Below are 19483 nucleotides of genomic sequence, written 5' to 3'. Positions count from 1 at the left end.
TAATGGCAGAACAATTAGTAGAAATGAACCAACAATTGGAAAATGCTAACGAAGCAATCGCTCTTTTTGGAGTTAATGATGCGCATTTAAAAGTAATTGAACGAGAACTGAATGTATCGATCGTAACTAGAGGAGAAACTGTTCATGTATCTGGGGCAGTTGAAACGGTGGCACTCGTAGAAAAAATCTTACAGCAATTACTTGTTGTAATTCGTAAAAGTATATCAATTTCAGAGAGAGATGTTGCGTATGCGATTCAGCTTGCACAACAAGGGAAAATTGCTCAATTTGAAGAGTTATATGAGGAAGAAATTTTCAAGACTGCAAAAGGTAAATCCATTCGTGTAAAAACAATGGGGCAAAGAAGATATATTCATGCGATGAAGAAGAATGATATTGTCTTTGGGATAGGGCCTGCAGGAACTGGAAAAACATATTTAGCTGTAGTAATGGCTGTGAGGGCTTTAAAACAAGGATATGTAAAGAAAATTATTTTAACAAGACCTGCTGTAGAAGCTGGAGAAAATTTAGGTTTTTTACCAGGGGATTTGAAAGAGAAGGTAGATCCATACTTACGCCCGTTATATGATGCTTTACATGATATTCTTGGACAAGAATATACGCAGCGTATGATGGAGCGAGGAGTAATTGAAATAGCTCCGCTTGCTTATATGAGGGGGCGTACGCTTGATGATTCATTTGTTATTTTAGATGAGGCTCAAAATACAACGGGTGCTCAAATAAAAATGTTTTTAACAAGATTAGGTTTTAGTTCTAAAATGGTTATTACAGGGGACCCTTCACAAGTAGACTTGCCAAAAGGGGTAAAATCAGGGCTATCTATAGCTGCTAATATTTTATCTGGTGTATCAGGTCTGTCATTTATTACATTAGAACAAACGGACGTTGTGAGACATCCATTGGTGCAACGTATTATTGAGGCATATGATAAAATGGAATGATCCTATTTGTCAGGATCATTTCTTTTTGTATGATAAGGTTGGCGAACGTCATATTTTTTACTATCATGAAAGATAAGGAAAATAAACTATTGGTACTAGTGTATAAAATATTGCCTCAAAGTATCGTTTGGTAGAAGAAATGAAAGCTATAAATAGTTTCACTTTATTTCTGGAGAGGAGAAGGTATTGAAATCATGTCAAGATCTCAAGAAATTTCTAAGTGGTTTCGTAATTTACAACATTCGAAAAAACTAAGTTGGATTTCTTACGTTGTGTTAGGAGCAGTGCTGTTTTTTGCGCTTATGAATAATGTAAAACCAGAACAATTAGATGTTAATATGTATTCTATTGCGAAAAAGACAATCCATTCTCCTATAAAAATTGAAGATAAAGTTACAACGGATAAAAAGAAAAAAGAAGCCGCTACAAAAGTTGAAGATCAATATACATATAAAAGTGAGTATAAACAAAACAAAGTTGATATTGTGAATGACGTCTTTGCTAAAGTGGATGAAGTGGTGCAAGAGATTAAAGCTGTTGGACCGGATGATCAAAAAAAGATGACTGATGCTGAGAAAGTGGACAAGTTAAAAAAGAAACTACCCGCTGACTTAACGAAAGAGTTATCTGATTCAAACTTACTGAATTTGATTAATGCAGATCCGAGCCAATTAGTATTAGCGAAAGATGCTGCGGTCACAGCGATTAATAGTATCATGACTGAGCATATTAAAATGGACGAATTGAAAGATGCGAAAGAACGATATGTAAGTGAGATGAATAGTGTTAATGTTGATAATGGGTTAAAAGAATCAATTAAGGCGCTAGGAAGATATGCAATTTCAGCTAACTATTTTTATGACCCAATCTTAACGAAAGAGAAGAGAAAAGCAGAGGAAGATTTAGTTCCACCTGTTTATATTCTTCAAGGACAAGTTCTTGTTAGAGAAGGTGAAACAATTTCAAGTGATGTGTATAATCAGTTGAAATTAGTTGGTTTGTTAGAAAAAGGGAACGGTTTTCAACCTTATGTTGGATTAGCGGTACTCATTGGTGTGTTACTATACTTTATGCATAAACAATTTGAATTATTTTTAAAGAGAAAAAGAGAAGATAGACCGTATGTTTTAGCGTATATTACAATTTTGTCTATCACAATCGTCTTAATGAAAATCATTAGTTTGTTTCAAAAACTTGAATACGCAGGGATTGCATATGTTGTCCCAGTTGCGATGGGAACAATACTTGTAAAACTAATGATTGGTGATCGATTTGTCTTTTTAACGAGTATGATTTTTTCTGTATGCGGAAGTATTATGTTTAATGAAGGAGTAACGAGTACATTAAATTATAGTGTAGGGATTTACGTATTGTTAAGTTCGTTATCGGTTAGTATTTTCTTGCGAGAAAAAAATCGTCGTACAATGATTTTACAAGCTGGTATACTCGTTTCTGTATTAAATGTAGTCGTATTGGCGGCGCTCTTATTATTACGTAATGGGAATTTTTCGCCTCTTGAAATTGGTACGCAATTATTAATGGCTTCACTTTCAGGGATTATATCATCCGTTTTGGCTATGGGGATTTTACCATATTTAGAAAGTGGACTTGGAATCGTATCAAGTATGAAGCTTATGGAATTATCAAGCCCAAATCATCCACTTTTACGCAGAATTTTGTTAGAAGCGCCAGGGACATATCATCATAGTGTAATGGTAGCGAATCTTTCTGAGGCTGCTTGTGAAGCAGTCGGGGCAAATGGTGTATTAGCGCGTGTAGGGGCATATTATCATGATGTAGGAAAAACAGTACAACCGCAATTCTTTATTGAAAACCAAATGGGAATTGAAAACCCGCATGATAAATTAGATCCTGTAACAAGTAAAGATATTATAATTGCTCACGTAACGGATGGAGTAAGAATGCTCGAAGAATATCATATTCCACAAGAAATTATTGATATCGCTGGGCAACATCACGGTACAACGTTACTGAAATATTTTTATTATAAAGCTATTAAAGAAGATAAAGAAAAATATACAGAAGAGATGTTCCGTTATCCAGGTTCAAAAGCAACTTCGAAAGAATCGGCAATTGTTGGTATTGCTGATAGTGTAGAAGCTGCGGTACGTTCTATGAATCACCCAACGCCAGAACAAATTAATAATTTGGTGCAAAGTATTATTAAAGATCGACTGCAAGACGGTCAATTTAGTGAATGTGATTTGACGTTTAAGGAACTACAAATCGTTGGAAAAACGTTGTGTGAAACGTTAAATGGTATTTTCCATTCGCGTATTACATATCCGGAACCTCCGGAAGAAAAGGAGAAAGAATGAGTTTGTTAATTGATTTTATTGATGAAACAGAAGAAGTAAAAGAAGAGTATATGAGTTTAATTCGTGAAGTGTTAGAAAAAGCAGCTCAAATGGAAAATATCGAGGATGGTGCGGAGGTATCGGTGACATTTGTAGATAATGAGCGCATTAGAGAAATTAATCGTGATTACCGAGATAAAGATCAACCTACAGATGTAATATCCTTTGCCATGGAAGAGATGGGAGAAGGAGAAATGGAGATTGTTGGTGCAGAGATGCCGCGCATGTTAGGGGATCTTATTATCTCTATTCCAAGGGCGAAAGAGCAAGCTGAAGAGTACGGACATTCTTTCGATCGTGAACTTGGATTTTTGGCGTTACATGGCTTTTTACATTTACTTGGTTATGATCACATGACAGAAGAAGATGAAAAAGAAATGTTCGGAAGACAAAAAGAAATTTTAGAAGCTTTTGGATTAGGACGATGAAAAAAGGAAAACTTATAGATAGTTTTGGATATGCTATAGCTGGTATATTCTTTTGTTTTCGTCATGAACGAAATATGAAAATCCATTATTTAGCCGCAGTCATTGTTATATGCTGCGGCTTTTATTTCCATATTACGAAAATAGAGTGGATGATATTACTTGTTGTAATAGGGAGTGTAATGAGCTTAGAGATGGTAAATACGGCTGTGGAAAATACGGTAGATTTACCGTCTGCCCATATTCATCCGTTTGCAAAAATTGCAAAGGATGTTGCGGCAGGAGCGGTTTTATTGTTTGCAATTATAGCTGTTATAATCGGTGCTATTATCTTTTTTCCGTATATGGTATAGTTGCATTCCGAAGCTTTTATTAAGCTTTGGCAAGTGCTGTAAGGGCCTTTAATGAGAGAGTGTATCTCTTCATAGCTGTGAACAGGAAGGATGCGGGAATATGAATAGTAAACAATTAATTCTAGAAGCAATCGAAGCGCGTAAACAAGCGTACGTACCATATTCTAAATTTCAAGTAGGTGCAGCATTATTAACGCGCGGTGGAAAAGTATATCGTGGATGTAATGTTGAGAATGCATCATATGGCTTATGTAATTGTGCTGAAAGAACAGCTTTATTTAAGGCGGTTTCTGAAGGAGATAAAGAATTTGTAGCCATTGCGGTTGTAGCAGATACAAAGCGCCCAGTACCTCCTTGTGGAGCATGTCGACAAGTTATGGTAGAATTATGTAAACAGGATACGAAAGTATACTTATCAAACTTACATGGTGACGTTCAGGAGACGACAGTCGGAGAATTGTTACCAGGAGCATTTTTAGCGGAGGATTTACATGAATAGAAAAGGTTATAAATCAGGTTTTGTCTCTATTATTGGCAGACCGAATGTTGGAAAATCTACATTTTTAAACCGTATTATTGGCCAGAAAATTGCTATTATGAGTGATAAGCCACAAACGACTCGTAATAAAATTCAAGGTGTATATACAGAAAATGATGCACAAGTTATTTTCATTGATACACCAGGAATACATAAACCTAAACATAAATTAGGCGACTTCATGGTAAAGATGGCTCAAACGACATTAAAAGAAGTTGATATTGTTCTGTTTATGGTTAATGCAGTTGAAGGATTTGGTCGTGGTGAGGAATTCATCATTGAGAAATTAAAAGAAACGAAACAACCAGTATTTTTAGTCATTAATAAAATTGACCAACTTCATCCAGAGCAATTACTAGAGTTAATTGATCAATATCGTAAACTACATGAATTTGCAGAGATTGTACCAATTTCTGCGTTAGACGGTAATAATGTGGACGCTTTAATTGGAACAATTAAAAAGTATTTACCAGAAGGACCACAATACTATCCAGAGAATCAAGTAACGGATCATCCGGAGAGATTTATTATTGCAGAGCTTATTCGTGAGAAAGTACTACATTTAACACGTGAAGAAGTGCCGCATTCTGTGGCTGTTGTTATCGATGCGATTCAAAAGCGTGAGGGCGGGGCAGTTTATATAAATGCAACGATTGTTGTTGAACGTGCATCACAAAAAGGAATCATCATCGGAAAACAAGGGAAAATGTTAAAAGAAGTTGGTAAGCGAGCTCGTTTTGATATTGAAGCGCTACTTGGTTCTAAAGTATTTTTAGAAGTATGGGTAAAAGTGCAAAAAGATTGGCGTAATAAAATGTCTCAGCTTCGTGACCTAGGTTTCCGCGAGGATGAGTACTAAAATAGAGTAAAGTTGTAATCAGTGGATGGTTGGTTCATCCACTGATTATTGGTTTTTATGAACTTTGATAAATTAGGAAAAATTTTTCTCACATGAAAATGGACAAAATGGGTCAATTTAATAACAACAAAGGAAATTGGTTTATAGGCTACGCTTATTGAGAAAGGTGGATTCTTATGCTAGATTTTACCTGGAAGTTTTTCTCCAAAACAGGAAGCATTGAAACGTACTTGCTTTTGAAAGAAATGGAAAAAGACGTAAACGATGAGATGGATCAACATGAAGAGGAGCTAGCGCATCTAGACTCTCCAATTTCTTGACCCGTTTTGTTCAAACCTTGGATGGTGACGAACATGTTTCAAAAAGTTGAGGGCATCGTTATCCGTACGACAGATTACGGAGAAACGAACAAAATTGTTACAATATTCTCAAGAGAACTTGGTAAGGTAAGTGCAATGGCAAGAGGGTCAAAAAAACCGAAAAGCCGATTAGCATCTGTGTCGCAATTAATGACACATGGCCATTTTCTAATTCAAATGGGATCTGGGCTTGGAACATTGCAACAAGGCGAGATTATTTCAACTATGAAAGAAATTCGCGAGGATATATTTTTAACTGCTTATGCATCATTTATTGTTGAGTTAACTGATAAAGCAACAGAAGATAAAAAACATAATCCGTATTTATTTGAAATGTTATATCAAACGTTGCATTATATGTGTGAGGGTGTTGATCCAGAAGTATTATCATTAATTTATCAAACGAAAATGCTTCCGGTATTAGGGATGCGCCCGTACTTTGATACATGTGCGATTTGTCATCAAGAAACAGACTTTGTCGCCTTCTCCGTAAGGGAAGGCGGTTTTCTGTGCTCACGTCATGCAGAGCAAGACCCATATCGTATACCGGTAGGAGAAGCTGTTCATAAATTATTACGCCTTTTCTTCCATTTCGATTTACATAGGCTCGGAAATGTATCGGTAAAGGATAGCACAAAAAAACAAATGCGTTTAGTATTGAATACATATTATGATGAATATTGCGGAATTTATTTGAAATCAAGACGTTTTTTAGAACAACTTGATAAGTTTCAAATATAATTTTGGGCCGTATACGGTCCTTTTTACATACTTTCTTTTTCGAATAGCATATTTAGTATATAATATTTAAGAGATAGTATAACTTTTTTCGTTGTGCATTAAAGGTGGTGATTATCATAGAGCTGAATAAACGGCAAGAACATATCATTCAGATTGTAAAAGATCACGGTCCTATTACAGGGGAATCAATTGCAGCGCAATTGGGTCTAACACGTGCGACGCTAAGACCAGACTTAGCAATTTTAACGATGGCTGGTTATTTAGAAGCACGTCCACGCGTAGGTTATTTTTATACGGGTAAAACTGGGGGGCAGCTATTATCTGAAGCTGTTAAGAAAATTAAAGTACAAGATTATCAATCTAGACCGGTTGTAATTGATAAAAATGTTTCCGTATACGATGCAATTTGTACGATGTTTTTAGAGGACGTTGGTACATTGTTCGTTGTAGATCAGATGACTCTATTAGTTGGTGTTGTGTCTCGTAAAGATTTATTAAGAGCGAGCTTAGGAAAGCAGGATTTAACCTCTCTTCCGGTTAATATTATCATGACAAGGATGCCAAACATTGCGATGTGTCGTAGAGAGGATTCTTTATATGATATTGCGATGGAATTAATAGAAAGACAGATTGATGCAATGCCAGTTGTAAAAGATACGAAACAAGGTTTAGAAGTGATTGGGCGAATTACAAAAACAAATATTACACGTGCGTTTGTAAATTTAGTAAATAACGAATAAGTGTAATTTGTTTAAAGTGAGGTAATGTAATGGATAATAAAATCGTATATGTCGTATCTGACTCTGTAGGAGAAACGGCTGATTTGGTTGTTCGAGCAGCAATGGGGCAATTCCCGTTTGCTCCTGATATTAGACGTGTACCGTATGTAGAAGATACAGGGACATTAAAAGAAGTGATTTCGATTGCTAAGAGTAATCAAGCACTTATATGTTTTACGTTAGTTAAGCCTGATATGCGCCAGTATTTAGTAACAGAGGCTGCAAAAGAAGGGGTAGAGGCATACGATATTATCGGCCCTCTTATTGATCAAATTGAAGAAATTACGGGGCAAGTGCCGAGATATGAGCCAGGTGTTGTCCGTAGGTTAGATGAAGAATACTTTAAAAAGATTGAAGCGATTGAGTTTGCTGTGAAGTATGATGACGGCAGAGATGCACGAGGTATTTTAAAAGCAGATATCGTGTTGATTGGTGTTTCGCGTACATCAAAAACACCACTTTCCCAATATTTAGCTCATAACAAACGCTTGAAAGTTGCGAATGTACCACTCGTGCCAGAAGTTGACCCACCTGAAGAACTATATCAAGTGGCAAAAGAAAAATGTTTCGGTTTGAAAATTACGCCAGATAAGTTAAATCATATTCGAAAAGAACGATTAAAATCACTTGGATTAAGTGATGGAGCAACATATGCAAATATTAATCGTATTCAAGAAGAAATTGATCACTTTGAGGAAGTAATTAGTAGAATAAATTGCCAAGTAATCGATGTATCGAATAAAGCGATTGAAGAAACAGCAAATATTATTGTGAATGCAGTGCAAAACCAAAAAATGTTTTAGCACATTTACCAAAGGTGAATGTGCTTTTTTCGCTCGTGTGAAATATGGTACCTATGGACTTTGTAATAGATTGGAGTGTAATGGTTATACTTATACTCCTTTGTCTTTTAGTATATTCAAGGTGTGAGTTTGTCATCCTGAAATGTAAGATGAAAAAATAAAGGGATATGTAGCGTAGTTGAAGAAAATATATTATAATAAAAAATTGTGATAAAAACCTATATTTTACGTTTAGACTTTAATTTTTCAGAATAAACTAGGGATAGGATTTACGAAAAAGACATGTAATTACGTTAAATCGACAAAATCTATACAAGAAAACGCACATTATGGAAGGATTCACAGAAGGGATGTAGAATACAGAAATATGCAAAACATCAACAACATATTAGTTGGTGTAGATGTATATCCCGTGAAGGCTAAAATTGTGCAAGTTGGAGCGGAATTTCATGTCGGAATTTTGTTTGTCGCATCATATGCTCATCCTTTAAGGAAATAGCAAGGCAATTGGATCTTTGTAGATACTGAACAAAATGGAGTTGATTGTTATATGGATCAACATAAAAAAGTTACAAATCTCAAGATCAAACAGTATATGTGGCTTGCTACTCTTCTTGTAAAAAGGTGTATATGTATTGTTTCTAAGAGATACATTTGTAACAGATGAGCAAATGTATACAATTTTATATAGCAAGTATGTATATGCGATTTATACAGATAAGGGACCTATAGGAAAGGTTCAAAATCGTTTATACAATGTAATCGGCAACACTTTCTAACAAGTTTAGAAAAATATTGTCGAATTATAAAGGAATTTTTTAATTTATATCGAATACAAAATACGACACGGAGATGGAGTTATGGGGAACAGAATTCCCGAAGAAGTTGTTGAACAGATTCGGACATCATCCGATATTGTAGAAGTCATTGGTGAATACGTTCAACTTAGAAAACAGGGGCGTAACTATTTCGGTCTTTGTCCATTTCATGGTGAGAATTCTCCTTCATTCTCTGTTTCATCTGATAAGCAAATTTTTCATTGCTTCGGATGTGGAGAAGGTGGAAATGTATTTTCCTTTCTAATGAAAATGGAAGGACTGGCTTTTACCGAGGCTGTTCAAAAGCTAGGTGAAAGAAATGGAATTGCGGTTGCAGAGTATACATCAGGGCAAGGACAACAAGAAGACATATCTGATGACACTGTCATCATGCAACAAGCTCATGAATTATTGAAAAAGTATTATCATCATTTATTAGTAAATACGGAAGAGGGAAATGAAGCACTTTCATATTTATTAAACCGTGGTATTACGAAAGAGATGATTGAGAAGTTTGAAATTGGTTATGCATCACCTGCTTGGGATGCAGCGACGAAAATTTTACAAAAAAGAGGTTTATCGCTGTCTACTATGGAACAAGCTGGCCTTCTAATAAGAAGTGAGAAGGATGGTAGTCATTATGATCGCTTCCGTGGAAGAGTTATGTTCCCGATCTATACGTTACAAGGTAAGGTGATAGCGTTTAGTGGAAGGGCGTTAGGAGATGACACTCCGAAATATTTAAATAGTCCTGAAACACCGATTTTTCACAAAAGTAAATTGTTGTATAACTTCCACCAAGCAAGACCATTTATTAGAAAGCGTGGGCAAGTGGTTCTTTTCGAAGGATATGCCGATGTACTAGCTGCGGTAAAAAGTGGTGTGGAAGAAGCTGTTGCGACAATGGGAACAGCTTTAACTGAAGAACAAGCAAAACTTCTGCGACGTAACGTTGAAACTGTTGTTCTTTGCTATGATGGTGATAAAGCAGGGCGAGAAGCGACGATGAAAGCAGGGCAATTATTGCTAAAAGTTGGTTGCCAAGTGAAAGTCACATCCTTGCCAGATAAGCTTGATCCTGATGAATATGTGCAACAATATGGGACTACTGCTTTTGAAAATCTTGTGAAATCAAGTGTGAGTTTTGTTGGTTTTAAAATAAATTATTTGCGTTTAGGGAAAAATTTGCAAGATGAGTCTGGCAAAGAAGAATATGTGAAAAGTGTTTTAAAAGAGTTATCGTTGTTACAAGATGCGATGCAGGCAGAGTCATATTTGAAGTCATTATCGCAAGAATTTTCGTATTCAATGGAAACACTTTTGAATCAATTGCACCAATATCGCAAAGAACAAAAGGTACAGCAAAAACAAATAAAGCAGGTTGCTAAACCGTCTCAAGTCGTTCAAACAAAACCGAAGTTAACAGGTTTTGAAAGAGCGGAAAGAGAAATTATTTACCATATGTTGCAAAGTGCAGAAGTAGCTGTTCGTATGGAATCCCATATAGAAGATTTTCATACAGAAGAACATAAAGGGATTTTATATGAACTATACGCATATTATGAAAAGGGAAATGAACCTTCAGTCGGAACATTTTTAAGTTGGCTCTCTGATGAAAAGTTGAAAAATATTATCACTGATATTTCGACGGATGAATTTATTAATCCAGAATACACAGAAGAAGTGTTACAAGGCCATTTGGAGACGCTTAGACGGCATCAGGAAAAACTTGAAAAGATGGAGATCATCTTTAAAGTGAAACAAATGGAAAAAACAGATCCTGTAGAGGCTGCTAAATATTATGTAGCATATTTACAAAATCAAAAAGCGAGAAAATAGCTTTTTTGATAAAGTTTTAGTATAATGAATGTTTGTATCTCGCGTAAGGAGGGGAACAGATGGCTGACAAACCAGCTCGTTCTAAACAAATTGAAACTGAAATGACCCTTGAGCAAGTGAAAGAACAACTCACTGAGCTCGGAAAAAAACGTGGCGTTCTTACATATGAAGAGATTGCAGAACGCATGAATGGATTTGAAATTGAATCCGATCAAATGGATGAATACTATGAATATTTGGGTGAACAAGGCATTGACTTAGTTGGTGATAATGACAACGAAGAAGGCCCTAATAATCGCCAAATTTCAAAAACAGAAGAAGAGTTTGACCTCAATGATTTAAGTGTACCACCAGGGGTTAAAATCAACGATCCTGTTCGTATGTATTTAAAAGAAATTGGTCGTGTAGACTTACTATCTGCAGAAGAAGAAATTCGACTTGCAACGCGTATTGAAGAAGGCGATGAAGAAGCGAAACGTCGTCTTGCAGAAGCAAACTTACGTCTTGTAGTAAGTATTGCAAAGCGCTATGTAGGCCGTGGTATGCTTTTCTTAGACTTAATTCAAGAAGGTAATATGGGTCTAATTAAAGCTGTTGAAAAGTTCGATTATCGTAAAGGTTTCAAATTTAGTACGTATGCAACTTGGTGGATTCGCCAAGCTATTACACGTGCCATTGCAGACCAAGCGCGAACAATTCGTATTCCAGTTCATATGGTTGAAACGATTAACAAGTTAATTCGTGTACAACGCCAATTATTACAAGATTTAGGTCGTGAACCGTCTCCTGAAGAGATTGGTGAAGAAATGGATCTTGCTCCAGAAAAAGTACGTGAAATCTTAAAAATTGCACAGGAGCCAGTTTCTCTTGAAACACCAATTGGTGAAGAAGATGACTCCCATTTAGGTGACTTTATTGAAGACCAAGAAGCAACATCGCCTGCGGACCATGCAGCCTATGAATTGCTAAAAGAACAATTAGAAGATGTGTTAGATACGCTAACAGATCGTGAAGAAAATGTTCTACGTCTTCGTTTCGGTTTAGATGATGGACGAACTCGTACGCTTGAAGAAGTTGGGAAAGTATTCGGCGTAACGAGAGAGCGTATCCGTCAAATTGAAGCAAAAGCACTTCGCAAATTAAGACATCCAAGCCGTAGTAAGCGTCTTAAGGATTTCTTAGAATAGGTTATTTTTTAAGTTTACTTCACCATTGTGAAGTAAACTTTTTTATTTTGTTAATTTTTGTTAAAATTTAGCTGTCGGCAACGATTACAATTTCTTGTAATTTATTTTACAGAATTGTCTTTTGATTTGCAAATGCTCATTTTTCGATTTTTCGATTAATTTTGTTTATTCTATACAAAAATATATGTAGAAAAGCGAAAAATATGATGAGAAACGTTAATAATTATCGAAATAATAAGCGATATGACAATAAAAAACAATAAACTGAATTTATGGAATATTTTTAACAAGTGGTAGTTTACTCTTTTCTGATAGAGCGTTTTCAAGTACAATGGAAATGACTGAATCATCTAACTATTCAGGGGTATAGAAGGGGGAGAAGAGATATGAAACGTAATCCGCTGATTCCGTTCGCTCTTATTGCAGCATTGGGTATTATCGTTATGTTTGTATTTTCATTTCAGGGGCTAAATAAATCTAAAGAGTTAGCTGATGCAAAAAATGGCGGGAAGCCAGCACAAACGGCATCAAAACCAGAAGATATTGTGAAGCAAAGTTGTACGAGCTGCCATGGTGATCAGTTACAAGGGGCAGTTGGACCTAACTTGCAAAAAATTGGTGGGAAACTTTCAAAGGATGAAATTAAAGAAATTCTTTCGAAAGGAAAAGGCAATATGCCTGCCAATATAGTTCCAGCTGATCAAGCCGCTAAAGTAGCTGATTGGTTATCGAAGAAAAAATAAAGTTCCGTATGACAAGCCTTTTGCTTATGCAAAGGGCTTGTTTTTCTATATTTTCTAAAATACGATGAATGATAGAGCAGTGAATTGTTGTTATGGGCTTGCAACAACTACTATAAATTCATTATCATGGAGACAGACTGACAAGAGAAGGAGTAATGGAAATACATGAATGAAGTAAAGCTTTCAAAACGATTAGAAGAAGTTGTACGTGAAATACCAGTAGGATCTACAGTCGCTGATATTGGATCGGATCATGCGTATTTACCGTGTTATACAATTATAAATAATATTGCTACAAAAGCAGTTGCAGGAGAGGTCGTAGATGGACCATTTCGCTCTGCGCAAGCAACTGTAGCTGAAAGTGGTTTACAAGATAAAGTAGATGTGCGTAAAGGGAATGGATTAGCTGTTATCGCACCAGGAGAAGTAGATGTAATTACGGTTGCCGGAATGGGCGGAGCGTTAATTCGTGACATTTTAGAAAGTGGTAAAGAAAAATTAGAAGGTGTAACACGTTTAATTTTACAGCCTAATATTGCAGCGCATCATATTCGTGAATGGTTTATTGAGAATGGTTGGGAGCTTATCCATGAAAAAATCGTAAAAGAAGATGGGAAAATTTACGAAATTTTAGTAGGGGAGCGAGGAAATGTTGCAGCGCCTTACTCTGAAAATAAACAAGCTGAATTGTTTATGGGACCATTTTTAATAACAGAAAAAAGTGAAGCCTTCGTTGAAAAATGGGAAGGAGAATTAAAAAACTTCCAAAATATTTTAAAACAGTTAGAACGTGCAGCTGATTCTGAAGAAACAAAAGCGAAGCGTGGGGAAGTAGAAGCGAAAATGAAAATGATAGGGGAGGTTTTATCATGAGTAAAATTCCAAATGGCCATGAAATTATTTCTTTATTTGAAAGTATGTATCCGAAGCATTTGGCGATGGAAGGAGATAAGATTGGCCTGCAGATTGGAGCGCTTAATAAACCCGTGCGGCACGTATTGATTGCGTTAGATGTAACGGAAGAAGTTGTGGATGAAGCAATTCAATTAGGGGCAAATGTCATTATTGCTCATCATCCTTTAATTTTTAACCCGTTAAAAGCGATTCATACAGATAAGGCGTATGGGAAAATTATTGAAAAGTGTATTAAAAATGATATTGCAATCTATGCAGCGCATACAAATGTGGATGTTGCTAAGGGCGGGGTAAATGATTTACTTGCTGAGGCGTTAGGATTGCAAAATACAGAAGTTTTGGCACCGACATATGCAGAAGAAATGAAAAAAGTTGTTGTGTTTGTGCCAGTCACTCATGCAGAAGAAGTAAGGAAAGCATTAGGAGACGCAGGTGCTGGTCATATCGGCAATTATAGCCACTGTACGTTTAGTAGCGAGGGTACAGGCACATTTGTACCTCAAGAGGGGACAAATCCTTATATCGGGGAAACTGGACAGTTAGAACGTGTAGAAGAAGTGCGAATCGAAACGATTATTCCAGCTTCATTACAGCGGAAAGTGATTAAAGCAATGGTAACAGCGCACCCTTATGAAGAAGTAGCATACGATGTGTATCCGCTTGATAATAAAGGTGAAACGTTAGGCCTAGGAAAAATAGGATACTTACAAGAAGAAATGACGCTTGGTCAATTTGCAGAACATGTGAAACAATCATTAGACGTGAAGGGCGCAAGAGTTGTCGGTAAGTTAGACGATAAAGTGCGTAAAGTAGCTGTACTTGGTGGAGATGGTAATAAATATATAAACCAAGCGAAATTTAAAGGAGCAGATGTATATGTAACTGGTGACATGTACTATCATGTTGCTCATGATGCGATGATGCTCGGTTTAAATATAGTTGACCCAGGACATAATGTTGAAAAAGTAATGAAACAAGGTGTACAAAAGCAATTACAAGAAAAAGTGGATGCAAAGAAACTCAATGTACACATTCATGCTTCGCAGTTACATACAGATCCATTTATATTTGTATAAGAAAAATAAAAACCGTTGCTCATGCAAGCAACGGTTTTTATTATTGTTCTTTTTTCACTTTCACGCGAGGTAATATTTTTTGTAACGGTACTTTTCGAACTCTTTCCCATGTAGCGGGATTCATTGGGTTATATTGCTCTAAGAAAGCGATAACTTCTTTCGTAATTGGCGTTGGAGTAGAAGCACCTGCTGTAACAGCTACGTTTTCTACACCTTGTAGCCACTCTAATTGAATTTCGCTTACATCAGCAACTCGATATGCTTTTGTACCCGCGATTTCTTGTGATACTTGTGCTAAGCGATTTGAATTGTTACTTTTCGGATCACCAACAACAATTGTTAAGTCTGCAACATCAGCTTGTTTAGCGACAGCTTCTTGGCGAACTTGAGTTGCTAAACAAATTTCTTTATGGAATTCTGCTGTTGGGAATTTTTTTTGAATGTCCTCCATTAAATGTTGAACATCCCATTGACTCATCGTTGTTTGATTTGTTACTAAAATTTTATCTGTTGGGATTTCTAATGTTTTTAAATCATCGGCTCTTTCGATAAGGTGAACGATGTCAGGTGCAATACCAACTGCGCCTTCTGGCTATGGATGATTTTTTTTACCGATATAAATGACATGATACCCTTCCGCTTTCTTAGCTTCGATAAGGTCATGCGTCTTGGTAACATCTGGGCAAGTAGCATCGATTGTTGTTAAACCTTTTTCTTTTGCGCGTTGTTTAACTTCTGGAGAAACACCGTGTGCAGTGAAAATAACAGTACCAGAATCAATTTTATCTAAAATTTCTAAGCGACTTGGACCGTCTAATGTGATGATTCCATCTTCTTCAAAAGCGTCTGTAACATGTTTATTGTGAACAATCATACCTAAAATATAAATGGGTCTCGGCAATGATTTATCTAATGCGGCGTTACGTGCAATTACCATTGCATCGACAACACCGTAGCAATAACCACGAGGGGAAATTTTAACAATTTTCATATGAGTAATCCTCTCCTTCTAAACAAGGGATACTTTTGTGCATAGTCTTTTACATTATAAAGGAGGAGTGGATAGAAAACAAAGGATTGTTACACATATAGTTTTGGTTTTGTTGCTGTTTGTTGAACTGGTTCTTTCGGTAACTCTTTTTCTATTACAGGTTCAATCACTATTTTCTTTCGTTTTCGTTTCTTTTTTTGAGGTGCAGGAGGCGGACTTTCTACCTCAACTGGCTCTGTTACATTTTCCGTTTGATTTTCTTCCGTGCTTTTTCCAGAGGTGAGGATTTTAACAATGCTTGGTAGACTACGCATAATAGGACCATACTGTTCGACGACAGGACCTACAGATTGAACGACTTGGGATACTTTTTCGATGTTATTTATCATATTAGTTGGATTCGAAATTAAGTTCGAAAAAAAACTGCCGATGCCACTGCTTGCTGTTGCCGCAGTTGTAGTTGAGCCGCCGCGCGTTTCATTTGATTCATACATTTGAGGCGGTATCATTTGCTCAGGATGTTGCTGCATGTATGGTTGATATTGTGGATGTTGCTGAGGATATTGTTGCTGGTATTGCTGCGGATATTGCTGATGATATTGCGGCGGTGGTGGTTGCTGATGCATCATTGGTTGCCCTTCCATTTGTCGGTAAGGTGGAACCATTTGCATAAACGGCTCGGTTGGATCGTGTTTTTTAAAAAGCTTAGCAAGAAAACCTTTCTTTTTTTGTGCCATTGGTGGTAGTTGTGGAATTGGATATGGTGTATAAGGTTGCTGCCCTGGATTCGGATACATTTGCCTTGTAGGGGATTTCGGAAACATGTGAGAAATCCTCCTTTCTTCAGTTAGGTATATACACATACAATATGCAATAAAAGGGAAGAAGGTTAGTTTTTGAAGTGAAAACCTAAACTAAAGATGGATTTTACTTGTAGATTTCGATATAATGTAGACTTGACTGATTTGTGCGCGCAGTAGAAATTTTAGAAAGAAGGTGTAACTTATGACACAACAAACTTTTACACAGTATGATTTTAAACCATTTTTAATAGATGCAGTTCGTGAACTACGCTTTACAGAGCCGACAGGAATTCAGCAGAAAATTTTCCCAGTCGTGAAAAAAGGTGTAAGTGTAATTGGACAATCCCAAACAGGTTCTGGGAAAACACATGCATACTTACTTCCTACATTAAACAGAATTAATGCAAGTCGTGAAGAAGTACAACTTGTTATTACAGCGCCTACTCGTGAGTTAGCACAACAAATTTACGAAGAAATCGTGAAATTAACAAAGTTTTGTGCGGAAGACCAAATGATTACAGCACGTTGTTTAATTGGTGGAACTGATAAACAACGTTCAATTGAGAAATTGAAAAAACAACCTCATATCGTAGTTGGGACACCAGGACGTATTAAAGACTTAGTTGAAGAACAAGCGTTATTTGTTCATAAAGCAAATACGATTATTGTCGATGAAGCAGACTTAATGCTTGATATGGGATTCATTCATGATGTAGACAAAATTGCAGCACGCATGCCTAAAAACTTGCAAATGTTAGTTTTCTCTGCAACAATTCCTCAAAAACTAAAACCGTTTCTGAAGAAATATATGGAGAATCCAGAGCATATTCATATCAATCCAAAACAAGTTGCAGCTGGAAACATTGAACACTATTTAGTGCCTTCTAAACATCGTAATAAAATTGATTTAGTGCATAAAATGCTACTTCAATTTAAACCGTATTTAGCAGTTGTTTTCACGAATACGAAAAAGATGGCAGACCAAGTTGCTGATGGATTAATGGAACGTGGCTTAAAAGTTGGACGAATTCACGGGGATTTATCACCACGTGATCGTAAAAAAATGATGAAACAAATTCGTGACCTTGAATTCCAATATATTGTTGCGACTGATTTAGCAGCACGTGGTATTGATATTCAAGGCATTAGCCATGTTATTAACTATCAGCCACCATCAGATTTAGATTTCTTCGTTCACCGCGTTGCAAGAACAGCACGTGCAGGGCATTCTGGTATTGCAGTGACGATTTATGATCCAGCAAACGAAGAAGCGTTAGATAGCTTAGAAAAACAACGTCATATCGAGTTTAAACATGTAGATTTACGTGGAGATGAGTGGGCAGATTTAGGTGAGCGTCGTCGTCGTAAGAGCCGTAAAAAACCAAATGACGAACTTGATGTTATGGCAACGAAAGTTATTAAAAAACCGAAAAAAGTAAAACCAAACTATAAACGTAAACTTGCAACAGAACGTGACAAAGTGAAGAGAAAATATAGCAATAAAAAAAGATAAGGGGTTTCCCTTATCTTTTTTTAATCCCGCTAATTTAAATGAAGAGTATAGTCTGTCTAAATAGTCATATGAATTTGTGTAGTGCGTCTTTTGTGAACAAACAATTCACTACATATTTCTACAAATTATGCTATCATTATATCTATTGTATATTGAAGAGGTGATTGTATGTTAAAGATTGGATCTCATGTTTCCATGAGTGGTAAGAAAATGTTATTAGCAGCAAGTGAAGAGGCTGTTTCATACGGTGCAACAACGTTTATGATTTATACAGGTGCACCGCAAAATACACGAAGAAAACCAATTGAAGAATTGAACATAGAAGCAGGAAGAAAACATATGGAGCTGAACGGAATTGAGGAAATTATCGTCCATGCGCCGTATATTATTAATGTTGGGAATACGACGAAGCCAGAAACATTCCAATTAGGCGTAGACTTTCTTCGCATGGAAATTGAAAGAACATCGGCATTAGGTGTAGCGAAACAAATTGTTCTTCACCCAGGAGCGCACGTTGGTGCTGGAGCAGATGCTGGTATTCAACAAATTATTAAAGGGCTTAATGAAGTATTAACGCCAGAACAGACGGTTAACATTGCGTTAGAGACGATGGCAGGAAAAGGAACAGAATGCGGTCGTAGCTTTGAAGAAATTGCAAAAATTATTGATGGTGTAAAATATAATGAAAAGCTATCTGTATGCTTTGATACGTGTCATACGCACGATGCAGGATATGATATTGTAAATGACTTTGACGGCGTATTAAACGAATTTGATAAGATCGTTGGTATAGATCGTTTACAAGTACTTCATATTAATGATAGTAAAAATGTACGCGGAGCAGGAAAAGACCGTCATGAAAACATTGGATTTGGTCACATTGGGTATAAAGCATTGCATCACATTGTACATCATCCACAGTTAATGCATGTACCAAAAATTCTTGAAACACCGTATGTAGGGGAAGATAAAAAAGATAAGAAGCCACCATACAAATTGGAAATCGAAATGCTGAAAAACGGCACTTTTGATGAAGGGCTTCTTGAAAAAATTAAAGCGCAATAAGGAGGGGGAAATCCCCTCCTTATTTTAGTAGTTGCTGAAATAATGTATTTACTTGTTGGGCAGTGGCAGGGGAAGTTACTTTTGCGATTTGTTTTAAAAGCTCTAGTCGCTCGTTGTTATCGTAAATATTAATATTTTTACCCTTCATAAGTAAAACGATTTGATCAGCTTGTGCGGCTGTAATGGGAACTTCATATTCTTTGCTATATTTTAATAGCTCTTTTGTAGAAATATGATTTAATTTTTTATTAACAATTTGTTTAATGAGGTTCATCTTATTATCCTCCTTCACGCGTTCTTCTATCGAAATATATGAGCATATAGCTTGTACATATT

General features: G+C 36.3%; 20 protein-coding genes and 1 pseudogene. 18 read left to right on the top strand and 3 right to left on the bottom strand.

Translation table 11 applies throughout. The features are described from left to right. The first annotated feature begins 2 nt into the window (after window positions 1-2). The 16 genes from BC_RS21485 (at window position 3) to BC_RS21415 (ending at window position 14775) form a co-directional block, all read left to right on the top strand. Window positions 3-962, top strand: a complete 960-nt coding sequence (locus BC_RS21485) for a PhoH family protein (RefSeq protein ID WP_000840501.1) — start codon at window positions 3-5, stop codon at window positions 960-962. Window positions 963-1156: 194 nt separating this feature from the next. After that, on the top strand, window positions 1157-3301 hold the full coding sequence (locus tag BC_RS21480) for an HD family phosphohydrolase (RefSeq protein WP_000091509.1): 2145 nt from the start codon (window positions 1157-1159) through the stop codon (window positions 3299-3301). After that, window positions 3298-3768, top strand: a complete 471-nt coding sequence (gene ybeY / locus BC_RS21475; protein WP_000054684.1) for an rRNA maturation RNase YbeY — start codon at window positions 3298-3300, stop codon at window positions 3766-3768. Before BC_RS21480 ends, ybeY begins: the two co-directional genes overlap by 4 nt. Beyond that, the gene (locus BC_RS21470) at window positions 3765-4118 is read left to right on the top strand and encodes a diacylglycerol kinase family protein (protein ID WP_000715468.1); all 354 of its coding nucleotides are present in this window, start codon (window positions 3765-3767) and stop codon (window positions 4116-4118) included. Before ybeY ends, BC_RS21470 begins: the two co-directional genes overlap by 4 nt. Before the next feature lie 100 nt (window positions 4119-4218). After that, window positions 4219-4617: a cytidine deaminase gene (locus tag BC_RS21465; protein WP_001086285.1), complete on the top strand. Its 399-nt coding sequence runs from the start codon at window positions 4219-4221 to the stop codon at window positions 4615-4617. Next, on the top strand, window positions 4610-5515 hold the full coding sequence (gene era, locus BC_RS21460) for a GTPase Era (RefSeq protein WP_001080230.1): 906 nt from the start codon (window positions 4610-4612) through the stop codon (window positions 5513-5515). Before BC_RS21465 ends, era begins: the two co-directional genes overlap by 8 nt. 176 nt (window positions 5516-5691) lie before the next feature. Further along, window positions 5692-5835 carry a YqzL family protein gene (locus BC_RS21455; RefSeq protein WP_000883924.1) on the top strand — a complete coding sequence of 48 codons (144 nt, stop codon included), beginning with the start codon at window positions 5692-5694 and terminating at the stop codon, window positions 5833-5835. A gap of 33 nt (window positions 5836-5868) precedes the next feature. Then, window positions 5869-6615: a DNA repair protein RecO gene (gene recO, locus BC_RS21450; protein WP_000487015.1), complete on the top strand. Its 747-nt coding sequence runs from the start codon at window positions 5869-5871 to the stop codon at window positions 6613-6615. A gap of 107 nt (window positions 6616-6722) precedes the next feature. Next, window positions 6723-7355, top strand: coding sequence for a helix-turn-helix transcriptional regulator (locus BC_RS21445; RefSeq protein ID WP_000583756.1), 633 nt, complete (start codon window positions 6723-6725; stop codon window positions 7353-7355). Window positions 7356-7384: 29 nt separating this feature from the next. Then, entirely contained in the window at window positions 7385-8197 is an 813-nt protein-coding gene (locus BC_RS21440; protein WP_000368945.1) for a pyruvate, water dikinase regulatory protein, read from the top strand. A 635-nt stretch (window positions 8198-8832) separates the two neighbouring features. Then, on the top strand, window positions 8833-8976 hold the full coding sequence (locus BC_RS27755) for a hypothetical protein (protein WP_000479734.1): 144 nt from the start codon (window positions 8833-8835) through the stop codon (window positions 8974-8976). Window positions 8977-9057: 81 nt separating this feature from the next. Beyond that, window positions 9058-10854 (top strand): DNA primase, encoded by a 1797-nt coding sequence (gene dnaG, locus BC_RS21435; RefSeq protein WP_000528223.1) that lies wholly within the window; start codon window positions 9058-9060, stop codon window positions 10852-10854. A gap of 59 nt (window positions 10855-10913) precedes the next feature. Next, a complete protein-coding gene (rpoD, locus tag BC_RS21430; protein WP_000764065.1) occupies window positions 10914-12041 on the top strand; it encodes an RNA polymerase sigma factor RpoD in 1128 nt (375 codons plus the stop codon). A 386-nt stretch (window positions 12042-12427) separates the two neighbouring features. After that, a complete protein-coding gene (cccA, locus tag BC_RS21425; RefSeq protein ID WP_000828141.1) occupies window positions 12428-12784 on the top strand; it encodes a cytochrome c550 in 357 nt (118 codons plus the stop codon). 165 nt (window positions 12785-12949) lie between these two features. Continuing rightward, entirely contained in the window at window positions 12950-13657 is a 708-nt protein-coding gene (locus BC_RS21420) for a tRNA (adenine(22)-N(1))-methyltransferase (protein WP_001006542.1), read from the top strand. Beyond that, window positions 13654-14775, top strand: a complete 1122-nt coding sequence (locus BC_RS21415) for a Nif3-like dinuclear metal center hexameric protein (RefSeq protein ID WP_000036241.1) — start codon at window positions 13654-13656, stop codon at window positions 14773-14775. Before BC_RS21420 ends, BC_RS21415 begins: the two co-directional genes overlap by 4 nt. 40 nt (window positions 14776-14815) lie before the next feature. On the opposite strand, the pseudogene BC_RS21410 reads toward BC_RS21415, so the two are convergent. Then, window positions 14816-15766: pseudogene (locus tag BC_RS21410) on the bottom strand (4-hydroxy-3-methylbut-2-enyl diphosphate reductase). A gap of 89 nt (window positions 15767-15855) precedes the next feature. Then, a complete protein-coding gene (gene vrrA / locus BC_RS21405; RefSeq protein ID WP_000484166.1) occupies window positions 15856-16590 on the bottom strand; it encodes a VrrA/YqfQ family protein in 735 nt (244 codons plus the stop codon). Between the two features lie 181 nt (window positions 16591-16771). On the opposite strand from vrrA, the gene BC_RS21400 reads away from it, so the two are divergent. Both BC_RS21400 and BC_RS21395 read left to right on the top strand, forming a co-directional pair. Continuing rightward, on the top strand, window positions 16772-18082 hold the full coding sequence (locus tag BC_RS21400; RefSeq protein ID WP_000194021.1) for a DEAD/DEAH box helicase: 1311 nt from the start codon (window positions 16772-16774) through the stop codon (window positions 18080-18082). Between the two features lie 168 nt (window positions 18083-18250). Then, on the top strand, window positions 18251-19147 hold the full coding sequence (locus BC_RS21395; RefSeq protein ID WP_000912460.1) for a deoxyribonuclease IV: 897 nt from the start codon (window positions 18251-18253) through the stop codon (window positions 19145-19147). A 19-nt stretch (window positions 19148-19166) separates the two neighbouring features. Here the strand turns inward: BC_RS21395 and BC_RS21390 are convergent, their stop codons facing one another. After that, window positions 19167-19421 (bottom strand): DUF2624 domain-containing protein, encoded by a 255-nt coding sequence (locus BC_RS21390; protein ID WP_001048954.1) that lies wholly within the window; start codon window positions 19419-19421, stop codon window positions 19167-19169. Window positions 19422-19483 lie beyond the last annotated feature (62 nt).

Origin of the sequence: Bacillus cereus ATCC 14579, from assembly GCF_000007825.1 — a bacterium.
Lineage (GTDB): Bacteria > Bacillota > Bacilli > Bacillales > Bacillaceae_G > Bacillus_A > Bacillus_A cereus.
This window is presented reverse-complemented; position numbering and strand designations above follow the sequence as displayed.